Here is a 17,493-nt window from a genome sequence, read left to right as displayed (position 1 = left end):
TTGGGCCTGTCACCTATGCGGGCGCTTCGACAGCCAGCCGATACACGTACGAGACAGGTTTCCTTTTCCTTGGGATCGATTATCCTCCTGACGTCTGTGACAGCTCGCCCCGTCATGAGCGCCCCGGATCGGTGAGGGACCCCATGAGCAGGAACGCGACATCGTCCGCCCCGCAGCCCCCGGCCTCCGGCCTTTTTTCGTTTTCTCCCATCATCATCGTCTGCGCGATGGCGCCGCTCGTTCTGGCTGGGTGCCAGAAGCAGGAGGCGGCTGCCAAAAAACTGCCGATCATGGTGCGCACCGAGACGGTGGCGATGGCCGACTACGCGCCGAGGACGTCACTGACTGGCGTGATCGCGGCGCGCACACTGAACAATCTGTCGTTTCGTGTCGGCGGCCGCGTCGCCGAGCGGCTTGTCGATGTCGGTCAGCATGTCGACAAGGATGCCGTGCTCGCCCGCATCGATCCGCAGGAACAGGAATCCGATCTGCGCTCGGCGCAGGCCGATCTCGATGCCGCACAAGCGCAATTGACCCAGGCCGCCGCCGCCTTCGAACGGCAAAAGACGCTGCTTGCCCAGGGTTTCACCACCAGGCGTGACTATGACGCGGCCGACCAGGCGCGGAAGGTGGCGCAAGGCAGTGTCGATCAGGCACAAAGCGCTTTCCAACGCCAGGGAGAACCTGTCCTTCACCGAGCTGAAGGCCGGTGCGGCCGGCGTCATCACCGCCCGCCAGGTCGAAGCCGGGCAAGTGGTGCAGGCGGCACAGACCGTCTTCACCGTCGCTGAGGATGGCGATCGCGACGCCGTCTTCAACGTCCAGGAAACGCTGGTCGCCAAGACGGCGCCATCGCCGTCAGTAACGATCACGCTGTTGACCGACCCGCAGGTGAAGGCCGTGGGCAAGGTGCGTGAAGTCTCGCCGGCGGTCGATCCGGCTTCGGGGTCGGTCCGGGTCAAGGTCGGCATTGCCGACACGCCGGCCGGCATGCCGCTCGGCGCCACCGTCATCGGCTCGGTCAACGCCATACCGGCGAAAGCGGTCATCCTGCCCTGGCAGGCGCTGACTTCGATCGAGGGCAAGCCGGCCGTCTGGGTGGTCGATCCCTCGACCAAGGCGGTGGCAACGGCCCTGGTCAATGTGCTAGCCTTCGACTCCGGCGTGGTCGTCGTCGACAAGGGGCTGGAGGCCGGCCAAAGCGTCGTCACCGCCGGTGGCCAGTTGCTCAGCCCCGGACAGACTGTCGATATCTCGGGAGCCGGACAATGAGACGTCCGCGCATCCTGCTTCTCGTGCCTGCCTTGTTCGCCCTGACGACGCTCGCCGCCTGCTCCAAGTCGGAGGAAAAACCGCCCGAGATCATCCGGCCGGTGCTGTCGATGGTGATCGAGCCGCAGACGACGCAGACCTTCGGCTTTGCCGGCTCCATCGAGCCGCAGGTCAGCGCCGATCTCGCCTTCCGCCTGCTCGGCCGCGTCGTCTCGCGCGACGTCAAGGTCGGCGATATTGTCAGCAAAGGCACGACGATCGCCACGCTCGATCCGACGGCGCTGGAACTTGCGGTCCAGGCGGAGAAGGCGGAACTTTCCAACGCCGAGGCGCAATTCACCAACGCCGCCGCCAGCGAAGACCGCCAGCGCCAACTGCTGGCCGCTGCCAACACCTCGCAGGCCGTCTTCGATGCCGCGCAGCAGGCACGGCAAGCGGCCGAGGCCGGCGTCGAACGGGCCAAGGCAGCGCTTGCCAAATCGCAGGAGCAGCTGGGTTACGCCCGACTGTTTTCGGACTTCGACGGCGTCGTCACGGCAACCGGCGCCGAAGTCGGCCAGACGGTCTCGGCCGGTCAGACCATCGTCACCGTGGCGCGTTCGGATTTGCGCGAAGCCGTTGTCGACATTCCCGACCAATTGACCAGCGACCTCACCGTCGGCACGTCGTTCGACGTCATCCTGCAATCGTTGCCGTCCATCCAGACAAAGGCGACTTTGCGCGAGATCGCGCCGCAGGCCGACGCCTCGACCCGCAGCCGCCGCGTCCGGCTGACGCTCACCGATCCGCCGCAAGCCTTCCGGCTCGGCTCGACAGTGACGGCGACACGGGTGGCAAAAGTGGCGCCGACGATTGAGCTACCGTTGTCGGCGCTGTTGCAGAAGAATGGCGGCGACAAGGTCTGGATCGTCGACGAGCAGACTTCCAGCGTCTCGACGCGCGACATCAAGATCGCTTCGAAGAATGGCGCCAGCTTCATCGTTGCCGAAGGGCTGGAAGCGGGGATGCGCGTCGTCACCGCCGGCGTCCACAGCCTGGTGGAGGGCCAGAAGGTCAAGATCCCGCAAGGAGGGGCCACATGAAGGGGTTCAACCTCTCCGACTGGGCGCTCAGCCACCGCTCGCTGGTCTGGTACTTCATGCTGGTCTTCGTCGTCGCCGGCATCTTTTCCTACCTCAATCTCGGCCGCGAGGAAGATCCGAACTTCACCATCAAGACCATGATCGTCCAGGCCAATTGGCCGGGCGCCTCGGTCAACGAGACCGTACGGCAGGTCACCGATCGCATCGAGAAGAAGCTCCAGGAACTGGACAGCCTCGACTTCACCCGCTCGGTCACCACGGCGGGCAAAACCGTCATCTTCGTCAACCTGAAAGACACCACCAAAGCGCGCGATGTCGTGTCGAATTGGACCCAGGTGCGCAACATGGTCAACGACATCGCGCCGCAATTTCCGCAAGGCGTGCAGGGGCCTTTCTTCAACGATCGCTTCGGCGACGTCTACGGCAATATCTACGCCTTCACCTCGGACGGGCTGACGCCGCGCCAGCTGCGCGATTATGTCGAGGATGTCAGGACCGCGATCCTGGCTGTGCCGAATGCCGGCAAGGTTGATCTGGTCGGCGCGCAAGACGAAGCCATCTATCTCGAATTCTCGACCCGCCAGATCGCCGCGCTCGGTCTCAACCAGCAGGCGATCGTGGCCAGCCTGCAGGCGCAGAACGCTATCACCCCGTCGGGCGTCGTCGAATCCGGGCCCGAGCGCGTCAGTGTGCGCGTCGGCGGCCAGTTTACGTCCGAGGAGAGCCTGCGCGGCATCAATCTGCGCGTCCCGCTTCTTCCGGCTGAGCGATGTGGCAACGATCCGGCGCGGCTATGCCGACCCGCCAACGGCGCTGTTCCGCTTCAACGGCCAGGACGCGATCGGTCTAGCGATCGGCATGAAGCCCAACGCCAATCTGCTCGAATTCGGCGCGGCACTTGAGAAGAAAATGGACGAGGTGCTGGCCGACCTGCCGGTCGGGGTCGGCGTGCACCCGGTTGCCGACCAGCCGGTGATCGTGGAGGAAGCAGTGTCGGGCTTCACCCGGGCGCTGGCCGAGGCGGTGGCCATCGTGCTCGCCGTGTCCTTCATCAGCCTCGGCATGCGCGCCGGCTTCGTCGTGGCGCTGTCGATCCCGCTGGTGCTGGCCATCACCTTCACGGTCATGGCCTATCTCGGCATCTCGCTGCAGCGCATTTCGCTGGGCGCGCTGATCATCGCACTCGGGCTGCTGGTCGACGACGCCATGATTGCGGTCGAGATGATGGTGGCGCGGCTGGAGGTGGGCGACAATCTGCGCAAGGCAGCGACCTACGTCTACACCTCGACGGCCTTCCCGATGCTGACTGGTACGTTGGTGACGGTCGCCGGCTTCATCCCGATCGGTCTCAACAACAGCGCCGCTGGCGAATACACGTTTACGCTGTTCGTCGTCATCGCGGTCTCGCTCCTGGTATCATGGATCGTGGCAGTGCTGTTTGCACCGCTGCTCGGCGTCACCATCCTGCCGGCGACGATGAAGCAAAAGCACGAGCAACCGGGACGCTTCACCAGCCTGTTCCGGCGCATTCTTGTGGGCTCCGTGCGCCATCACTGGCTGACCATCTTCGTCACGGTCTTGTTGTTTGCCGTCTCGATAGCCGGCTTCGGCCTCGTCCAGCAGCAGTTCTTTCCGCCATCTGACCGGCCGGAACTGATCGTCGACTGGAACCTGCCGCAGAACTCATCGGTGACCGAGACGCGCGACCAGATCGAGCGCTTTGAAGGGCGAGCATTGGCCGGCAATCCCGACATCGATCATTTCAGCTCTTATATCGGCCAGGGCGCGGTGCGCTTCCTGCTCGCCTTCGACGTACAGCCGGCCAATCCCTATTTCGGCCAGACCGTCATCGTCACCAAGAGCATCGAGGCACGCAACCGGCTGAAGCCGCAACTGGAGAAGCTGCTGCGCGAGGAGTTCGTCGGCACCGATGCCTTCGTCAAGCCGCTCGAACTCGGGCCACCGGTCGGGCGCCCGGTGCAGTACCGCGTCGGCGGACCCGACATCCAAAAGGTGCGCGACCTTGCGCAGCAATTTGCCGGCCTGATTGCGGTCAATACCAAGCTGGCGGCGCCGACCTTCGACTGGAATGAGCCGCAACGCGTGCTGAGGGTCGATGTGCTGCAGGACAAGGCGCGGCAGCTCGGCATCACCTCCTCCGACATCGCCAGCGCGCTGAACAGCACGGTCGGCGGCGCCACCATCACCCAGGTCCGCGACGCCACCTATCTGATCAACGTCATCGCCCGCTCGCGCGAGGCCGAACGCGGCTCGATCGACACGCTGCAGAACATGCAGCTGCCGACCGGCAACGGCGAGGCAATCCCGCTCGCCGCGGTGGCGAACTTCCGCTACGACCTCGAACAGCCGACGGTGTGGCGGCGCAACCGCATTCCGACGATCACCGTCCGCGCCGGCCTGGTCGGCGACGTGCTGCCGGCAACAGTCGTCAATGAATTGAAGCCGTCGGTCGACGCCTTCATCGCCAAGCTGCCGCCCGGCTATTCGGTCGCAACCGCCGGCTCGGTCGAGGAAAGCGCCAAAAGCCAGGGACCGATCGCCGCGGTGGTGCCGCTGATGCTGTTTGTCATGGCGACCATCCTGATGATCCAGCTGCAAAGCTTCCAGCGCCTGTTTCTGGTCGTGGCGGTGGCGCCGCTCGGCCTGATCGGCGTGGTCGCGGCCTTGGTGCCTAGCGGCGCGCCGCTTGGCTTCGTCGCCATTCTCGGCGTCTTGGCACTGATCGGCATCCTGATCCGCAACTCGGTCATCCTGATCGTGCAGATCGAGGACCTGGTGCGGGAAGGCAAGGACCGTTGGGCGGCTGTGATCGAAGCGACCGAGCACCGCATGCGGCCGATCGCGCTGACGGCGGCAGCCGCCAGCCTGGCACTGATCCCGATCGCGCGCGAAGTGTTCTGGGGGCCGATGGCCTACGCCATGATGGGCGGCATCATCGCCGGCACGGCGATCACGCTGCTGTTCCTGCCGGCGCTTTATGTGACGTGGTTCCGGATCAAGGAGCCGAGGGAAGAGCAGGACAATGCTGTGGTAGGCAGCGCTGCTGTTGCGGAGACGTAAGGCAAGGTCGCGTTCCTTCGCGCCCCCCTCTGTCCTGCCGGACATCTCCCCCACGAGGGGGGAGATCAGCGGTTTTGACGCCGCGCCATTCTGCAACACCGGTGATTTGCGAAAACCGCGATGACAGCTAATCTCCCCACCCGTGGGGGAGATGTCCGGCAGGACAGAGGGGGGCGCGAAGGAGCGCGGCCTCCCGCGCCACGCCGCACCTGAGCCTATTGCGTGTCGTCGTTGTCATTAAAGCCGACAGGACGCGACTTGGCCCGCTGCCAGGGCGACGATTTTGAGCTTCGCCAGGCATGCCAGCCTTCCGGCAAGTCGGCTAACTCCAGGATACTCTCATCTCGCCGAACCACATTCTGGAGGCTGATGAGCATGATGTCGTCGTCTTCGGCTGGACCGGGCTCGCTGTTGTGAAATTGCCAGCTGCCGTCTTCATCGTCATGCGACACATATGCGATCCAGTCATCCCGTTTGACGATGCTCCTGTCTACGAAAACCGCGACATTGGGCGGATCTGAAAACTTCCACTCACCCATGACGTTTCCCCAAAAACAGTCCAAACGAATTCAAGCCGTCCGCACAAACCCCTCACTCGCCCTTAAAAGATTGCGCGTGTAATCCTTCTCCACGCGGTGTCCGATCAGCTGGCCCGCCGTCAGATTTTCCACCGCCTCGCCGTTCTGCATCACCATCAGCCGCTCGCACATATGGGTGATGATGGCGAGGTCGTGGCTGACCATCAGGAAGGTCAGCTTGCGCCGCCGGCGGACCTCTTCGAGCAGGTTGAGCACTTCGGCCTGCACCGAGGCATCGAGCGCAGAGGTCGGCTCGTCGAGCAGCAGGATCGACGGTTCGAGGATGAGCGCGCGGGCGATCGCAACGCGCTGGCGTTGGCCGCCTGACAATTGGTGCGCGTAGCGGAAGCGGAAGCCGTTGCCGAGACCGACCTCGTCCAGCGCGCGCTGGATACGCTGTTCGCCGTCGGCGAAACCGTGGATGGCGAGCGGCTCCTGCAGCAGGCGGTCGACGGTCTGGCGCGGGTGCAACGAGCCGTACGGATCCTGGAAGACCATCTGCACTTCGCGATAGAAAGCCTTGTCGCGGCGCGCTCCCAGCGTCTTGCCGTTGACAGTGATAGTCCCGGACTTGGCCGGCACGAGGCCGGCAATCGCCTTGAGCAGCGTCGACTTGCCGGAGCCGCTCTCTCCGACCAGGCCGAAGGATTCGCCGGACTTCGCTTCAAGGCTGACACCTTTCAGCGCGCGGAAGCGGTCGAACACCACTTCCAGCCCCTCAATGGAAATGGCTGGCGTCATGCCGCCCACTCCGGCTTGCGGTCGAGTACCGGCAGCGGGTGGCGTTCATAGCCGATCCTCGGCATGCAGTTGAGCAGGCCGCGCGTGTAGGGGTGCTGGGCGTCGCGGAGTTCCGACGCCTTGAGCTGCTCGACCACCTTGCCGGCATACATGACGATGACGCGGTCGCAGAAGGAGGCGACCAGGCGCAGATCATGCGAGATGAAGATCAGCCCCATGCCGCGCTCGCTCACCAGCCGGTCGAGAATGCCGAGCACGTCGAGCTGAACGGTGACGTCGAGCGCCGAGGTCGGCTCATCGGCGATCATCAATTCCGGTCCGGCGATCAGCATCATGGCAATCATGGCGCGCTGGCCCATGCCGCCGGAGACCTCGTGCGGATGCAGGTCGAAGACACGCGAGGGATCGCGGATCTGCACGGCTTCGAGCATCGCCAGCGCCCGCTCGCGCGCCTCGGCCTTGGAGACTTTCTCATGCGTGCGCAGCGTCTCGACGATCTGGCGGCCGATGCTCATCACCGGATCGAGCGAATATTTCGGATCCTGCAGGATCATGGCGATGCGCTTTCCGCGCAGCGCCCGGCGTTGACGGGCCGGCATAGCCAGAAGATCGATGCCGTCTAGGGTGAGCGTCTTCGCCGACACAAGGGCCTGCGGCGGGGTCAGCCCCATGATGGCGCGGCCGGTCTGCGACTTGCCGGAACCGCTCTCGCCAACGATGCCGAGCCGCTCGCGGCCGAGCGAGAAGGTGACGCCGCGCACCGCCTGGATCAGGCCCGTCCGGGTGGGGAAATCGACACGCAGATCGTCGACGTCGAGAAGGGTGCCGCTCATTGGTCACCACTCCGGGGGTCGAGCGCGTCGCGCAGGCCGTCGCCAAGCAGATTGAAGCCGAGGCTGACGATCAGGATGGCGAAGCCCGGCGCGCCGGCCACCCACCACTGGTCGAGCACGAAGCGTCGGCCGGACGCGATCATGGTGCCCCATTCCGGCAGCGGCGGCTGCGCGCCGAGGCCGAGGAAGCCGAGGCCGGCGGCGGTGAGGATGATGCCGGCCATGTCGAGCGTCACCCGGATGATCAGCGACGAGATGCAGAGCGGCATGATATGGCGCAGCACGATGCGGAACGGCGAGGCACCCATCAACTGCACCGCCTTGATGTAATCCGAGTTGCGCACCGTCATCGTCTCGGCGCGGGCAATTCGGGCGTAAGGCGGCCAGGAGGTGATGGCGATGGCGAGCACCGCGTTCTCGATGCCTGGGCCAAGCGCTGCGACAAAGGCCAGCGCCAGGATCAGCTTGGGGAAAGCGAGGAAGATGTCGGTGATGCGCATCAGGATGGCGTCGGTCCAGCCGCCGGCATAGCCGGCGACGGTGCCGACCAAAAGGCCGATGGGTGCTGCGATGATGGCGACAAGGATGACGACATAGAGCGTCCATCGCGAGCCAAAGAGAATGCGCGAATAGATGTCGCGGCCGAGATCGTCGGTGCCGAACCAGTGCGCGCTGCTCGGCGCCAGCAGGCGCGCATTTTTCAGGTCGCCGATGGTCGGCGAATAGGGCGCCAGCACATCGGCGAAGGCGGCGACCACCAGCAGCGCGATGATGATGAGCAGGCCAAGAAATGCCAGCCGGTTGGCGGAAAAGCGCCGCCACGCGACATAGGCGCGGCCGAGCCTTGCCTGCATGCGCGAGGCCGGCCGATCGCTGAGCAGCCAATCGCGGCGGGAGAGAGGGCGGGCGTCGGAGGCGGTCATGACGATGCCTCTTGAAGCCGTCGACCCCCACTCCGGTCAGCTTCGCAGACCACCTCTCCCCCGTTCGACGGGGGAGAGGAAAGGCGCCAAGCGTGCGACCGGATTTTCCTCTCCCCCGGGCAGGGGGAGAGGTGGCCCGAAGGGCCGGAGTGGGGGTGATTGGCCGCAGCCGAGCCCGAAAGTGGGATACCTCTGCTCATCCAGTCTTCGTCCTTGGATCGAGCACGCGGTAGAGCAGGTCGGACAGAAGATTGATGCCGATAAACACCGAGCCGATGACGATGGTGCCGCCGAGCACGGCGTTCATGTCGGCATTCTGCAGCGAATTGGTGATGTAAAGGCCGATGCCGGGCCAGGAGAACACGGTCTCGGTTAGCACCGAACCTTCGAGCAGCCCGGCATAGGACAGCGCTATGACCGTGACCATCGGCACCGCCGCGTTGCGCAGCGCATGGCCCCAGATGATGCGCGTTTCCGACAGGCCCTTGGCGCGCGCGGCGACGATGTACTCCTGCGACAGCTCGTTCAGCATGAAGGAGCGCGTCATCCGGCTGATGTAAGCCAGCGAGAAATAGCCGAGCAATCCTGCCGGCAGGATGATGTGGCGATAAGCGTCGTAGAAGACGTCCCACTGCCCCTGCAACGCGGCGTCGACAAGGTAGAAACCTGTGATCGGTGTGAAGGTGTATTCGTAGACGATGTCGAGACGGCCGGGAAACGCCACCCATTGCAGCTTGGCGTAGAACAGCACGAGCCCCAGAAGCCCGATCCAGAAGATCGGCACGGAATAGCCGATCAGGCCGACAATGCGCACGATCTGGTCGATGAGACTGCCGCGTTTTACCGCTGCCAGCACGCCAAGTGGCACGCCGATCATGGAACCGATCAATGTTCCCAGCGTCGCCAGTTCGATGGTTGCCGGAAAAGCTCGACGGATATCGGTCATGACGGGATTGGTGGTCAGCACCGAGGTGCCGAAATCGCCGTTCAGCGCAGCTTTCACATAGAGGTAGAACTGTTCGATCAACGGCAGATCGAGACCCATCTCGCGGCGCGTGCGCTCGACTACATTGAGAGGCGCCCTGTCACCCAGCACCGCCAACACCGGGTCGATCGGGATGACCCGGCCGATGAAGAAGGTCACCGCGAGCAGACCGAGATAGGTCGTTATCGCGATGACCAGGAAACGGCCGATGAATAATGCGGCAGCAACGGCGCGGGCGCCGCCGCGCCCCGCCGCCACTTCGTTTTCAACCGCGCTCATGCGGCGCGTCCGCCGGCACTATTCCTTGGAAACCGAGCCGACGAAGTTGGTGTCGAAGCTCGGGCCGAGCACGAGGCCCTTGAGGTTCTTGCGCAGGCCAACCACTTCCAGTTGCTGGTGAATGATGACGAAGGGGCTGGTGTCGAGGACCTTCTTCTCGAGATCCTTGTACATATCGGCGCGCTTGCCGGCATCCTTCTCCAGGAGCGCTGCTTCCGTCTCCTTGGTCAGGTCCGGAATATCCCACGAGTTGCGCCAGGCAAGCGTATGGGATTTGCCGGCATCCGAATTGTCCGGGTTCGAGGCGAAGGTCTGGGCATTGGAGTTGGGATCGAAATAATCCTGGCCCCATTGGCCGATATAGATGTCGTGGTTGCGGGCGCGGTACTTGGTCAGCGTCTGCTTGCCGTCGCCGGGGATGATCTCCAGCTTGATGCCGGCTTGTCCCAGCGTCTGCTGGATCGATTCCGCCATGCCCGTGATGGGCTGACCGGTGCGCACGTCCATGGTTACGCTGAAGCCGTCGGCGAGGCCGGCCTTGCCCAGCAATTCCTTGGCCTTGGCGACGTCGAGCTTGAAGGGGTTCTCGTCCAGCTCGCCGAGCACGCCATCGGGCAGGAAGCTCTGGTGAATCTCGCCGATGCCCTTGAGGATGGTGGAGCCCAAGGCGTCATAGTCGACCAGATATTTGAACGCCTGCCGAACTTCGGGCTTGGCCAGATTCGGGTTCTTCTGGTTGAGGCTGATGTAAAAAACCGTGCCCTTCGGCGCGCTGGTGGTCGTGAGATCGGCGTTCTTGGCGATGGCGTCGAGGTCGTTCGGCTCGAGATTGCGGGCAACGTCGATGTCGCCGGCCTCGAGCGCCAGGCGCTGGCCCGAGCTTTCCTTCATGTTGCGATAGATGACGCGGGCAAGCTTGGCTTTCTCGCCAAAGTAATTGTCGTTGCGCTCCATAACGACGACCTCGTTGGCCCGCCATTCACGCAGCTTGTAGACGCCGGAGCCGGCATAGCCGGTCTTCAGGAAGGCGTTGCCGAAATCATTGTCGTATTTGTAGTCGGCGCTGGGCGTCACCGCAGCGACATGTTCCTTGACCAGCTTGGCGTCGACCACGGAAGCAACCGTTGCCGACAGGCAGTTCAAGACGAAGCTCGGCGCATAGGCCTTGTCGACGGTGAACTGGAAGGTGGTGTCGTCGACAGCCTTGGCCTTGTCGGTGACGTTGTCACCGCTGATGCCGAACTGGCCGATGATGAAGGCCGGGCTCTTGTCCAGCTTGACGGCACGCTCAAACGAATAAGCGACGTCGGCCGCCGTGATCGGATTGCCGGAGGCGAATTTCAGGCCGGGCTTGAGCTTGAACGTATAGACTAGGCCGTCGTCGGAGACGGTCCAGCTCTCGGCGAGGTCGCCCTTGACCTTGGAGGTGTCGCTGAGATCGAGGCGCACGAGAAGATCATAGGTGTTGCCGGTGACCTCGGCGGTCGACAATTCGAATGCCTCGCCCGGATCCATGGAGATGATGTCGTCGATGGCAAAACCTTCGACCAGCGTGTCGGCGGGTGTCACGGCAAAGGCAGGCGCCACAAGCAGCGCGGACAGCGCGGCTCCTGCGAGCAATGCGCGCGAGCGTAGAGCAAACTTTTCCATCATCATGGTGATTGTTCCCTGTTTTGTTGATTGTTGACCCCGAGTTCCCGGCCCAGGGCTGCAGTGTTCTTTTTCGCGGCCGTAGGACGGCCGTTCGACCCCTTAACGTGTTGGTTTTTGTCCAGTTGGTCAACACCCTATCCGCCGGCCTTCCAACCGGCAACGGACATTTATGAGCCGGCACATTGGAGCGGAATGAGCGACGGCCGTCGAAGCATGGCCGGCCAATTGCAGCCGCCGACGGGGAAGAATCTGCTCTTGTCGATGCTACTTGATCGCGGCGACCAGATCGTCGTCGGGAAAGCAGGTGGCAGCGCGGCCGTTTTTGGCCTGCCAGCTGCCGATCGAGCGGCGGGTCTTGAAGCCGGGCAGGCCGTCGGCGCTGCCGACATCGTAGCCCTTGGCTTCCAGTGCCCGCTGCAGAGCGGCGATGTCGGAACGGTGCAGGCCGCCGACCGGACCCCATTTGCCGGCGAAGTCGGCATCGCCATGGGCAATGCGGTCGGCGCCATGGCCGATGAACAGGGCATAGAGGTCGCTGGTGTTGTATTCCTTCAGCACGTAGAAATTGGGCGTCGCGATGAAGGCCGGACCGCCGCGCCCGGCCGGCATCAAGAGAAAACCTTCGGCCTTCAGTTCGCTGGCCGGAAACGTTTTGCCGCCGACACGGCTGATACCCATCGCCACCCAGGCTGAGATCTTCTTGCCCTGGTCAGGACCTTCGAGCGAGCAGGAGACGCTCTCCGGCACCGTCACCTCGAAACCCCAGCCACGTCCCTTCACCCAGCCATAGTGGACGAGATAGTTGGCAATCGAGGCCAAAACATCCGGGGTCGAATTCCAGATATCGGGGTGGCCATCGCCGTCGAAATCSACMGCATGCTTCAGGAACGACGTTGGCATGAATTGCGGCTGGCCGAGCGCGCCGGCCCAGGACGATTTCATGGCGCCGACCGGCGCCAGTCCGCGCTCGACGATCTCAAGCGCGGCCAGCATCTCGGTGCGGAAGAAGTCTTTTTTGGTCGACATGAACGCCTTGGTGCCGAGCACCTCGAAGGCATCGTAGGGCATCTTCGCAGCGCCGAAGCCGGTCTCGCGACCCCAGATCGCCAGCAGCACCTCGCCCGGCACGCCGTAGCGTTTCTCGATGGCCGCCAGCGTCCTGGCGTTGGCCGCTTCGCGCGTTCGCCCGCCTGATGTGACGGCGCGCACCGTCTTTTCGGCGAAATAGGCGCCGGGCGAGCCGAACTCGGCCTGATGCTGCTTTTGCGGGGTTTTGGGCTTTTCGCCGGGTAGGACGAGGTCGGGCAATTTGAGGTTCGGCTTCACGCCGTCGAAGGCGGCGTCGAAGGTGGATTTGGAGATGCCTTTGGTCTGGGCTTCGGGCCAGAGATCGGTCTGCAACCAGGCGCGGAACTGGTCGTCGATTTTTGCGGCGGAGGCGGGGGCTGCAAAAAGCAGGGCGACAAGGGATGCGAGAAGGGTAACGAGCGCCAATCTGAAAGATCCGTGTTCTGTCGCGCCCCCCTCTGTCCTGCCGGACATCTCCCCCACAAGGGGGGAGATTGGCCGTGTTGGCGCCGCGCCTTTTCCTGCAACGTGGGAAATTGGTGAAAGCCGACGTGACATCTGATCTCCCCCCTCGTGGGGGAGATGTCCGGCAGGACAGAGGGGGGCGCGAAGGAATGCAGTCATCTCTGGAGCATCCCCGCCAATTGCGTCAAAACACCGTCCGCGAGCGCAGCGCGGCGGCCAGCGTTCCCTCGTCGAGATAGTCGAGCTCGCCGCCGACCGGCACGCCATGCGCGAGCCTGGTCACCTTGATCTCGAAACCGGAAAGCTGGTCGGTCAGGTAATGCGCCGTCGTCTGGCCCTCTACCGTGGCGTTGACGGCGAGGATTACCTCCTTCACCTCGCCGCCGGCGACGCGGTCGACCAGCGAGCGGATGTTGAGTTGTTCAGGACCTATGCCGTCGAGCGGCGACAGCGTGCCGCCGAGCACGTGGTAGCGCACGTTCATCGCCGCAGCCCGTTCCAGCGCCCAGAGATCCGACACATCTTCGACGACGATCAGCGTCGCGGCATCGCGGCGCGGATCGATGCAGATCATGCAGGGGTCGGAGGTATCGACATTGCCGCAGGTCGTGCAGATGCGCACCTTGTCGGCGGCGTCGCCCATGGCGGCGGCGAGCGGTGACAAAAGCTGCTCCTTCTTCTTGATGAGGTGCAGTGCCGCGCGCCGCGCCGAACGCGGCCCTAGCCCCGGCACCTTGGCCAGGAGCTGGATCAGGCGTTCGATCTCGGGACCGGCGATTCGCTTCGACATCGCACTGATCTAGGATTTTTCCGCGCGCTTTGAAACATGTCGCATACGCACAGAGCCCGCCATGCTGGCATGGCGGGCTCTGAAAATGCTGTAGGTCTTAGTAGGCCGAAGCCGGCCGGGTCTGGTCCGCGATCATCGCGCCGATCGCGTCGGTGTTCTCAGGCGTCGACTGGAAGCCCATCGACGCTTCCTGTGTCCCGTTCGGCACCGACGTGATGTAGCGGGCGTTGAGGACGCCGCCAAAGCGCGAGGCATCGGGCTCGGCCATCGGTTCCTGCATCGCCACCTCCGTCTGCTTGACCGCGACGCGGCCGCCCTTCGCAGGTGCCACGGCAGCGGTCACATAGGTTTGCTCGGCTGGGGTCTGCTCGGCCGGGGCGCGGCTTGCCTTGGCCGCGCGAACTGCCGCGGCCTGCTTGGCAGGATCGGGACGGACAATCGTCTTCACCACCGGCTCGGCGTAAGCCACCTGTACCGGCGCTTCAGGCACCGGCGCGCGCGGCGTTGCCGAAGCGACCATGGTCGTGGGTTCATCCGGCAGCGGCTGCCAGTTGCGGCCGCGCTTCTCATAGAAGGCATTACCGCCGGCAACCATGGTGTAGTGCATGTTCTTGTAGGGGAAGCGCAGGCCGGCGGTGTGGAAGTACATCGTGTTCTTCAGCTTGGCCTTGCGCTCACCCTTGAGCACGGCGTCTGCGGCTTCCTCGACGTCGGGCATGGCTTTCGAATTCATCGGCCGCGTCATCACGCCGGGCGCGAACTGGCCCGGTTCGCCCACCACCTCGCAGATGGTGCTGCCATGATTGCCGGAGCGCAGACGGTTCATCACCACCGTGCCGACGGCGATCATGCCGTCGCGGCTCGAGCGGTTGGATTCGAAGAACATTGCCCGCTCCAGGCACTCCCTGTCCTTCGGCGTGTGGCTAAAGGGCCGGCTCAGGAAACTCGGCGTGATGGCGTCGGTCAGGCTGGCGACCGACATGCCGTGGGAAGAAGTGGTCTGGCTGCAACCCGCCAGAAACAGGGGGGAAGAGATGATGCCGAGCAACAGCGGCGTCTTCCATCGCGTCGCGATCAACAAAAGTGCCTCATTTTCAAGATGCCACCCGTCCCGAGATGTGGCAAGAATGAGACTCTTAAAGGCAAAAAGATGGCTAAAGGATTAGCATTCGTGCAGCATAGGTAAAACTTTATAAATGCGAAGATATGTCCCCGTGAGCAAAGCCGGGGAAAGTGTTAACAATAGCCCTGGCAGCCGATTTCCGTTCATAATCAATTAACTGGTGGGAGCCGGCTCAGAACGGCAATTTCATTCCAGGCGGGATCGGCAAGCCTGCCGTCAGCGCCTTGGTCTTCTCTTGCATAATCTGCTCGACCTTATTTTTGGCGTCATTGTGAGCGGCCAGAAGCAGGTCTTCGAGGATCTCGACGTCGTCCTCCTTGAACAGCGACGGATCGATCTTCAGCGACTTCATTTCGAACTTCCCGGTCAGCGTGACGTTGACCAGGCCGCCGCCGGCCTGCCCGCTTGCTTCAAGCGTGGCGATCTCGTCCTGCATGGCCTGGAACTTGGCCTGCATTTCCTTCGCCTTGCCCATCAGGCCGAGAAGATCTTTCATGGTCGGGTCCTTTGCGGATTCGTGCTGTGGTCAGGTTTCGTCGTCGTCGGCCGATGGCTCGACCGGCACTTCGGCCTTGTCGGTGTCGACTTYCGGCGCGTCGGGAATGCGCACGTCGATGATCTTGGCGCCGGGAAAGCGCGCCAGGATGGCGGCCACCGCCGGATCGCTTCTGGCATCGGAGAAAGCGGTCTCGCGCTTGGTCGATTCCATCTCGGCCAGCGTCTGGCCGCCTTCTTCCTTCGACAGCGACACCAGCCAGTTGCGGCCGGTCCAGGCGCGCAGCTTGGCGGTCAGTTCGTTGAGCAGCATTTTCGGCGCATCGTCGGTCAGGCTGACGTCGATGCGGCCGGGCTCAATGCGCACCAGGCGCACGCAGCGCTTGACCTGCACCTTGAAGGCCATGTCGCGCTGCTGGTCGGCAAGCGCGACGATATCGGCCAACGATTTAACCGGCACTGGCGGCGTCTCGACCACCGGCTCGGGTGCCGCAACGAAGCTCGCCGGCAGCGGTTCGGGCTCGACCAGCCGCATCGTCTGCGCACCGCTGCCGCCGGAATTCGGCATGCGCGACTGCGCCACGGCACTTCCGCCGCCATTGCCTGGGGTTGCCGGGCCGGGGCTGGCCGGCGCTCCATTCGGACGCTGCGTGCCGCTCGAGGCACCGCTCTCCAGTGATTTCAGCGCCTCATCCAGCGTCGGCAGGTCGGCGGCATGCGCCAGCCGGATCAGCACCATTTCGCTGGCGCTGACCGGTCGGTTGGAAGACTGCACCTCGGGAATGCCTTTCAACAGCATCTGCCAGGTCCGCGACAGCACCTTGACCGACAGCGTGCTGGCGAATTCGGCGCCGCGCCGGCGTTCGTCCTCGGACAGCGAGGCGTCGTCGGCTGCCGTCGGCACGAAGCGCAACCGGGTGACAAGGTGGTTGAATTCGGCAAGATCGGTTAGCACCGCGGCCGGATCGGCGCCGGTATCGTACTGGTTGCGGAATTCGGCCAAAGCCGCCGCTACATCGCCCTTCATCACATGTTCGAACAGGTCGACGATGCGAGCGCGATCGGCGAGCCCCAGCATGGCGCGCACCGCTTCGGCGCTGACGGCGCCGCCGCCATGGGCGATGGCCTGGTCGAGAATGGAGAGCGAATCGCGGGCCGACCCTTCGGCGGCGCGCGCAATCATCGCCAGCGCGTCGTCGTCGACCGAAATGCCTTCCTTGCCGGCAATGGACGACAGATGCGCAACCAGCGCGCCGGCATCGATGCGCCTGAGGTCGAAGCGCTGGCAGCGCGACAGGACGGTGATCGGCACCTTGCGGATTTCGGTGGTGGCGAAGATGAATTTGACGTGCGGCGGCGGCTCTTCCAGCGTCTTCAGCAGGCCGTTGAAGGCTTGGGTGGAGAGCATATGCACTTCGTCGATGATGTAGACCTTGTAGCGCGCCGACACCGGGGCGTAGCGCACGCGCTCGATGATGTCCCTGATGTCGTCGATGCCGGTATGCGATGCCGCGTCCATCTCGATGACGTCGACGTGGCGGCCTTCCATGATCGCCTGGCAATGCTCGCCCAAAATGGCAAGGTCGACCGATGGCTGGTCGACCGTCGGCGTCTTGTAGTTGAGCGCCCGCGCCAGGATGCGCGCCGTGGTCGTCTTGCCGACGCCGCGCACGCCGGTCAGCATCCAGGCCTGGGCGATGCGGCCGGTGGAGAAAGCGTTGGTCAGCGTGCGGACCATCGGCTCCTGGCCGATCAGTTCGGAGAAATTCGACGGACGGTATTTGCGCGCCAGCACACGATAGGCGGCGGCCTTTTCCTTTTCCGTTCCCGAATTTCCGGCTTCGCTCATTCGCCCGTAAAGCTCCAAAAGGCCGCGTCCGAGGCTGGCCGATTCCTGCTAATAGTCTCGCCCGCGCTGCAATGCGTCGTCAATGTCGCGAGAGGGGCCGATGAGGTGGGAGGCTGGAACAATGACCCGTTCCGGGCTCGTTAGGGCTGCTTCCTTCCGGACCTGACCCGGTTGGCGAGTGGATCGTCCACCACCAACCTCCCGCGTTCCATATCGGCAATTCAGCGATGAAATGCAAGGGTGCATGAGAATCGGACGCCCATAGGCTCCGCCGCT

The 17,493-nt window shown here is 63.8% G+C and carries 13 protein-coding genes, 1 other RNA gene and 2 pseudogenes; 3 read left to right on the top strand and 13 right to left on the bottom strand.

The annotated features are described in order from the left end of the window. Window positions 1-112 precede the first annotated feature (112 nt). A complete protein-coding gene (locus AC1DYO_RS13625) occupies window positions 113-292 on the bottom strand; it encodes a hypothetical protein (RefSeq protein ID WP_477264184.1) in 180 nt (59 codons plus the stop codon). Here AC1DYO_RS13625 and AC1DYO_RS13620 point away from each other — a divergent pair. The 3 genes and pseudogenes from AC1DYO_RS13620 (at window position 228) to AC1DYO_RS13610 (ending at window position 5,435) form a co-directional block, all read left to right on the top strand. Continuing rightward, a pseudogene (locus AC1DYO_RS13620) lies at window positions 228-1,272 on the top strand (efflux RND transporter periplasmic adaptor subunit). The gene AC1DYO_RS13625 and the pseudogene AC1DYO_RS13620 sit on opposite strands and share 65 nt — an antisense overlap. Further along, window positions 1,269-2,354 (top strand): efflux RND transporter periplasmic adaptor subunit, encoded by a 1,086-nt coding sequence (locus AC1DYO_RS13615; RefSeq protein ID WP_477263961.1) that lies wholly within the window; start codon window positions 1,269-1,271, stop codon window positions 2,352-2,354. Before AC1DYO_RS13620 ends, AC1DYO_RS13615 begins: the two are co-directional and overlap by 4 nt. Further along, window positions 2,351-5,435 (top strand): annotated as a pseudogene (locus AC1DYO_RS13610) (efflux RND transporter permease subunit). Before AC1DYO_RS13615 ends, AC1DYO_RS13610 begins: the two are co-directional and overlap by 4 nt. Window positions 5,436-5,650: 215 nt before the next feature. Here the strand turns inward: AC1DYO_RS13610 and AC1DYO_RS13605 are convergent. From AC1DYO_RS13605 to ffs, 12 genes are all read right to left on the bottom strand, one after another. After that, window positions 5,651-5,974, bottom strand: coding sequence for a hypothetical protein (locus AC1DYO_RS13605; protein WP_477263959.1), 324 nt, complete (start codon window positions 5,972-5,974; stop codon window positions 5,651-5,653). Window positions 5,975-6,004: 30 nt separating this feature from the next. Continuing rightward, window positions 6,005-6,754 (bottom strand): ABC transporter ATP-binding protein, encoded by a 750-nt coding sequence (locus AC1DYO_RS13600; RefSeq protein WP_477263957.1) that lies wholly within the window; start codon window positions 6,752-6,754, stop codon window positions 6,005-6,007. Next, window positions 6,751-7,587, bottom strand: coding sequence for an ABC transporter ATP-binding protein (locus AC1DYO_RS13595; protein WP_477263955.1), 837 nt, complete (start codon window positions 7,585-7,587; stop codon window positions 6,751-6,753). Before AC1DYO_RS13595 ends, AC1DYO_RS13600 begins: the two co-directional genes overlap by 4 nt. Then, complete coding sequence (nikC, locus tag AC1DYO_RS13590; RefSeq protein WP_477263953.1) at window positions 7,584-8,510, bottom strand: nickel transporter permease; 927 nt, start codon at window positions 8,508-8,510, stop codon at window positions 7,584-7,586. The genes AC1DYO_RS13595 and nikC overlap by 4 nt, the downstream gene beginning before the upstream one ends. Before the next feature lie 196 nt (window positions 8,511-8,706). Next, complete coding sequence (locus AC1DYO_RS13585) at window positions 8,707-9,774, bottom strand: ABC transporter permease (RefSeq protein WP_477263951.1); 1,068 nt, start codon at window positions 9,772-9,774, stop codon at window positions 8,707-8,709. 18 nt (window positions 9,775-9,792) lie between these two features. Further along, window positions 9,793-11,430, bottom strand: coding sequence for an ABC transporter substrate-binding protein (locus AC1DYO_RS13580; RefSeq protein WP_477263949.1), 1,638 nt, complete (start codon window positions 11,428-11,430; stop codon window positions 9,793-9,795). A gap of 261 nt (window positions 11,431-11,691) precedes the next feature. Then, window positions 11,692-12,969 (bottom strand): lytic murein transglycosylase, encoded by a 1,278-nt coding sequence (locus AC1DYO_RS13575; protein ID WP_477263947.1) that lies wholly within the window; start codon window positions 12,967-12,969, stop codon window positions 11,692-11,694. Between the two features lie 175 nt (window positions 12,970-13,144). Next, window positions 13,145-13,750 (bottom strand): recombination mediator RecR, encoded by a 606-nt coding sequence (gene recR, locus AC1DYO_RS13570; protein ID WP_477263945.1) that lies wholly within the window; start codon window positions 13,748-13,750, stop codon window positions 13,145-13,147. A gap of 97 nt (window positions 13,751-13,847) precedes the next feature. Beyond that, window positions 13,848-14,828, bottom strand: a complete 981-nt coding sequence (locus AC1DYO_RS13565; RefSeq protein WP_477263943.1) for a cell wall hydrolase — start codon at window positions 14,826-14,828, stop codon at window positions 13,848-13,850. 217 nt (window positions 14,829-15,045) lie between these two features. Further along, window positions 15,046-15,369: a YbaB/EbfC family nucleoid-associated protein gene (locus tag AC1DYO_RS13560; RefSeq protein ID WP_454588116.1), complete on the bottom strand. Its 324-nt coding sequence runs from the start codon at window positions 15,367-15,369 to the stop codon at window positions 15,046-15,048. A gap of 30 nt (window positions 15,370-15,399) precedes the next feature. Further along, window positions 15,400-17,217 (bottom strand): DNA polymerase III subunit gamma/tau, encoded by a 1,818-nt coding sequence (locus AC1DYO_RS13555; RefSeq protein WP_477263941.1) that lies wholly within the window; start codon window positions 17,215-17,217, stop codon window positions 15,400-15,402. Window positions 17,218-17,322: 105 nt separating this feature from the next. Further along, an RNA gene (gene ffs, locus AC1DYO_RS13550) (signal recognition particle sRNA small type) lies at window positions 17,323-17,419 on the bottom strand. Window positions 17,420-17,493 lie beyond the last annotated feature (74 nt).

Source organism: Mesorhizobium sp. P2_F5 (assembly GCF_056403715.1).
Note: the sequence above shows the minus strand (reverse complement) of the source record. Positions and strands in the feature narration are given on the sequence as shown.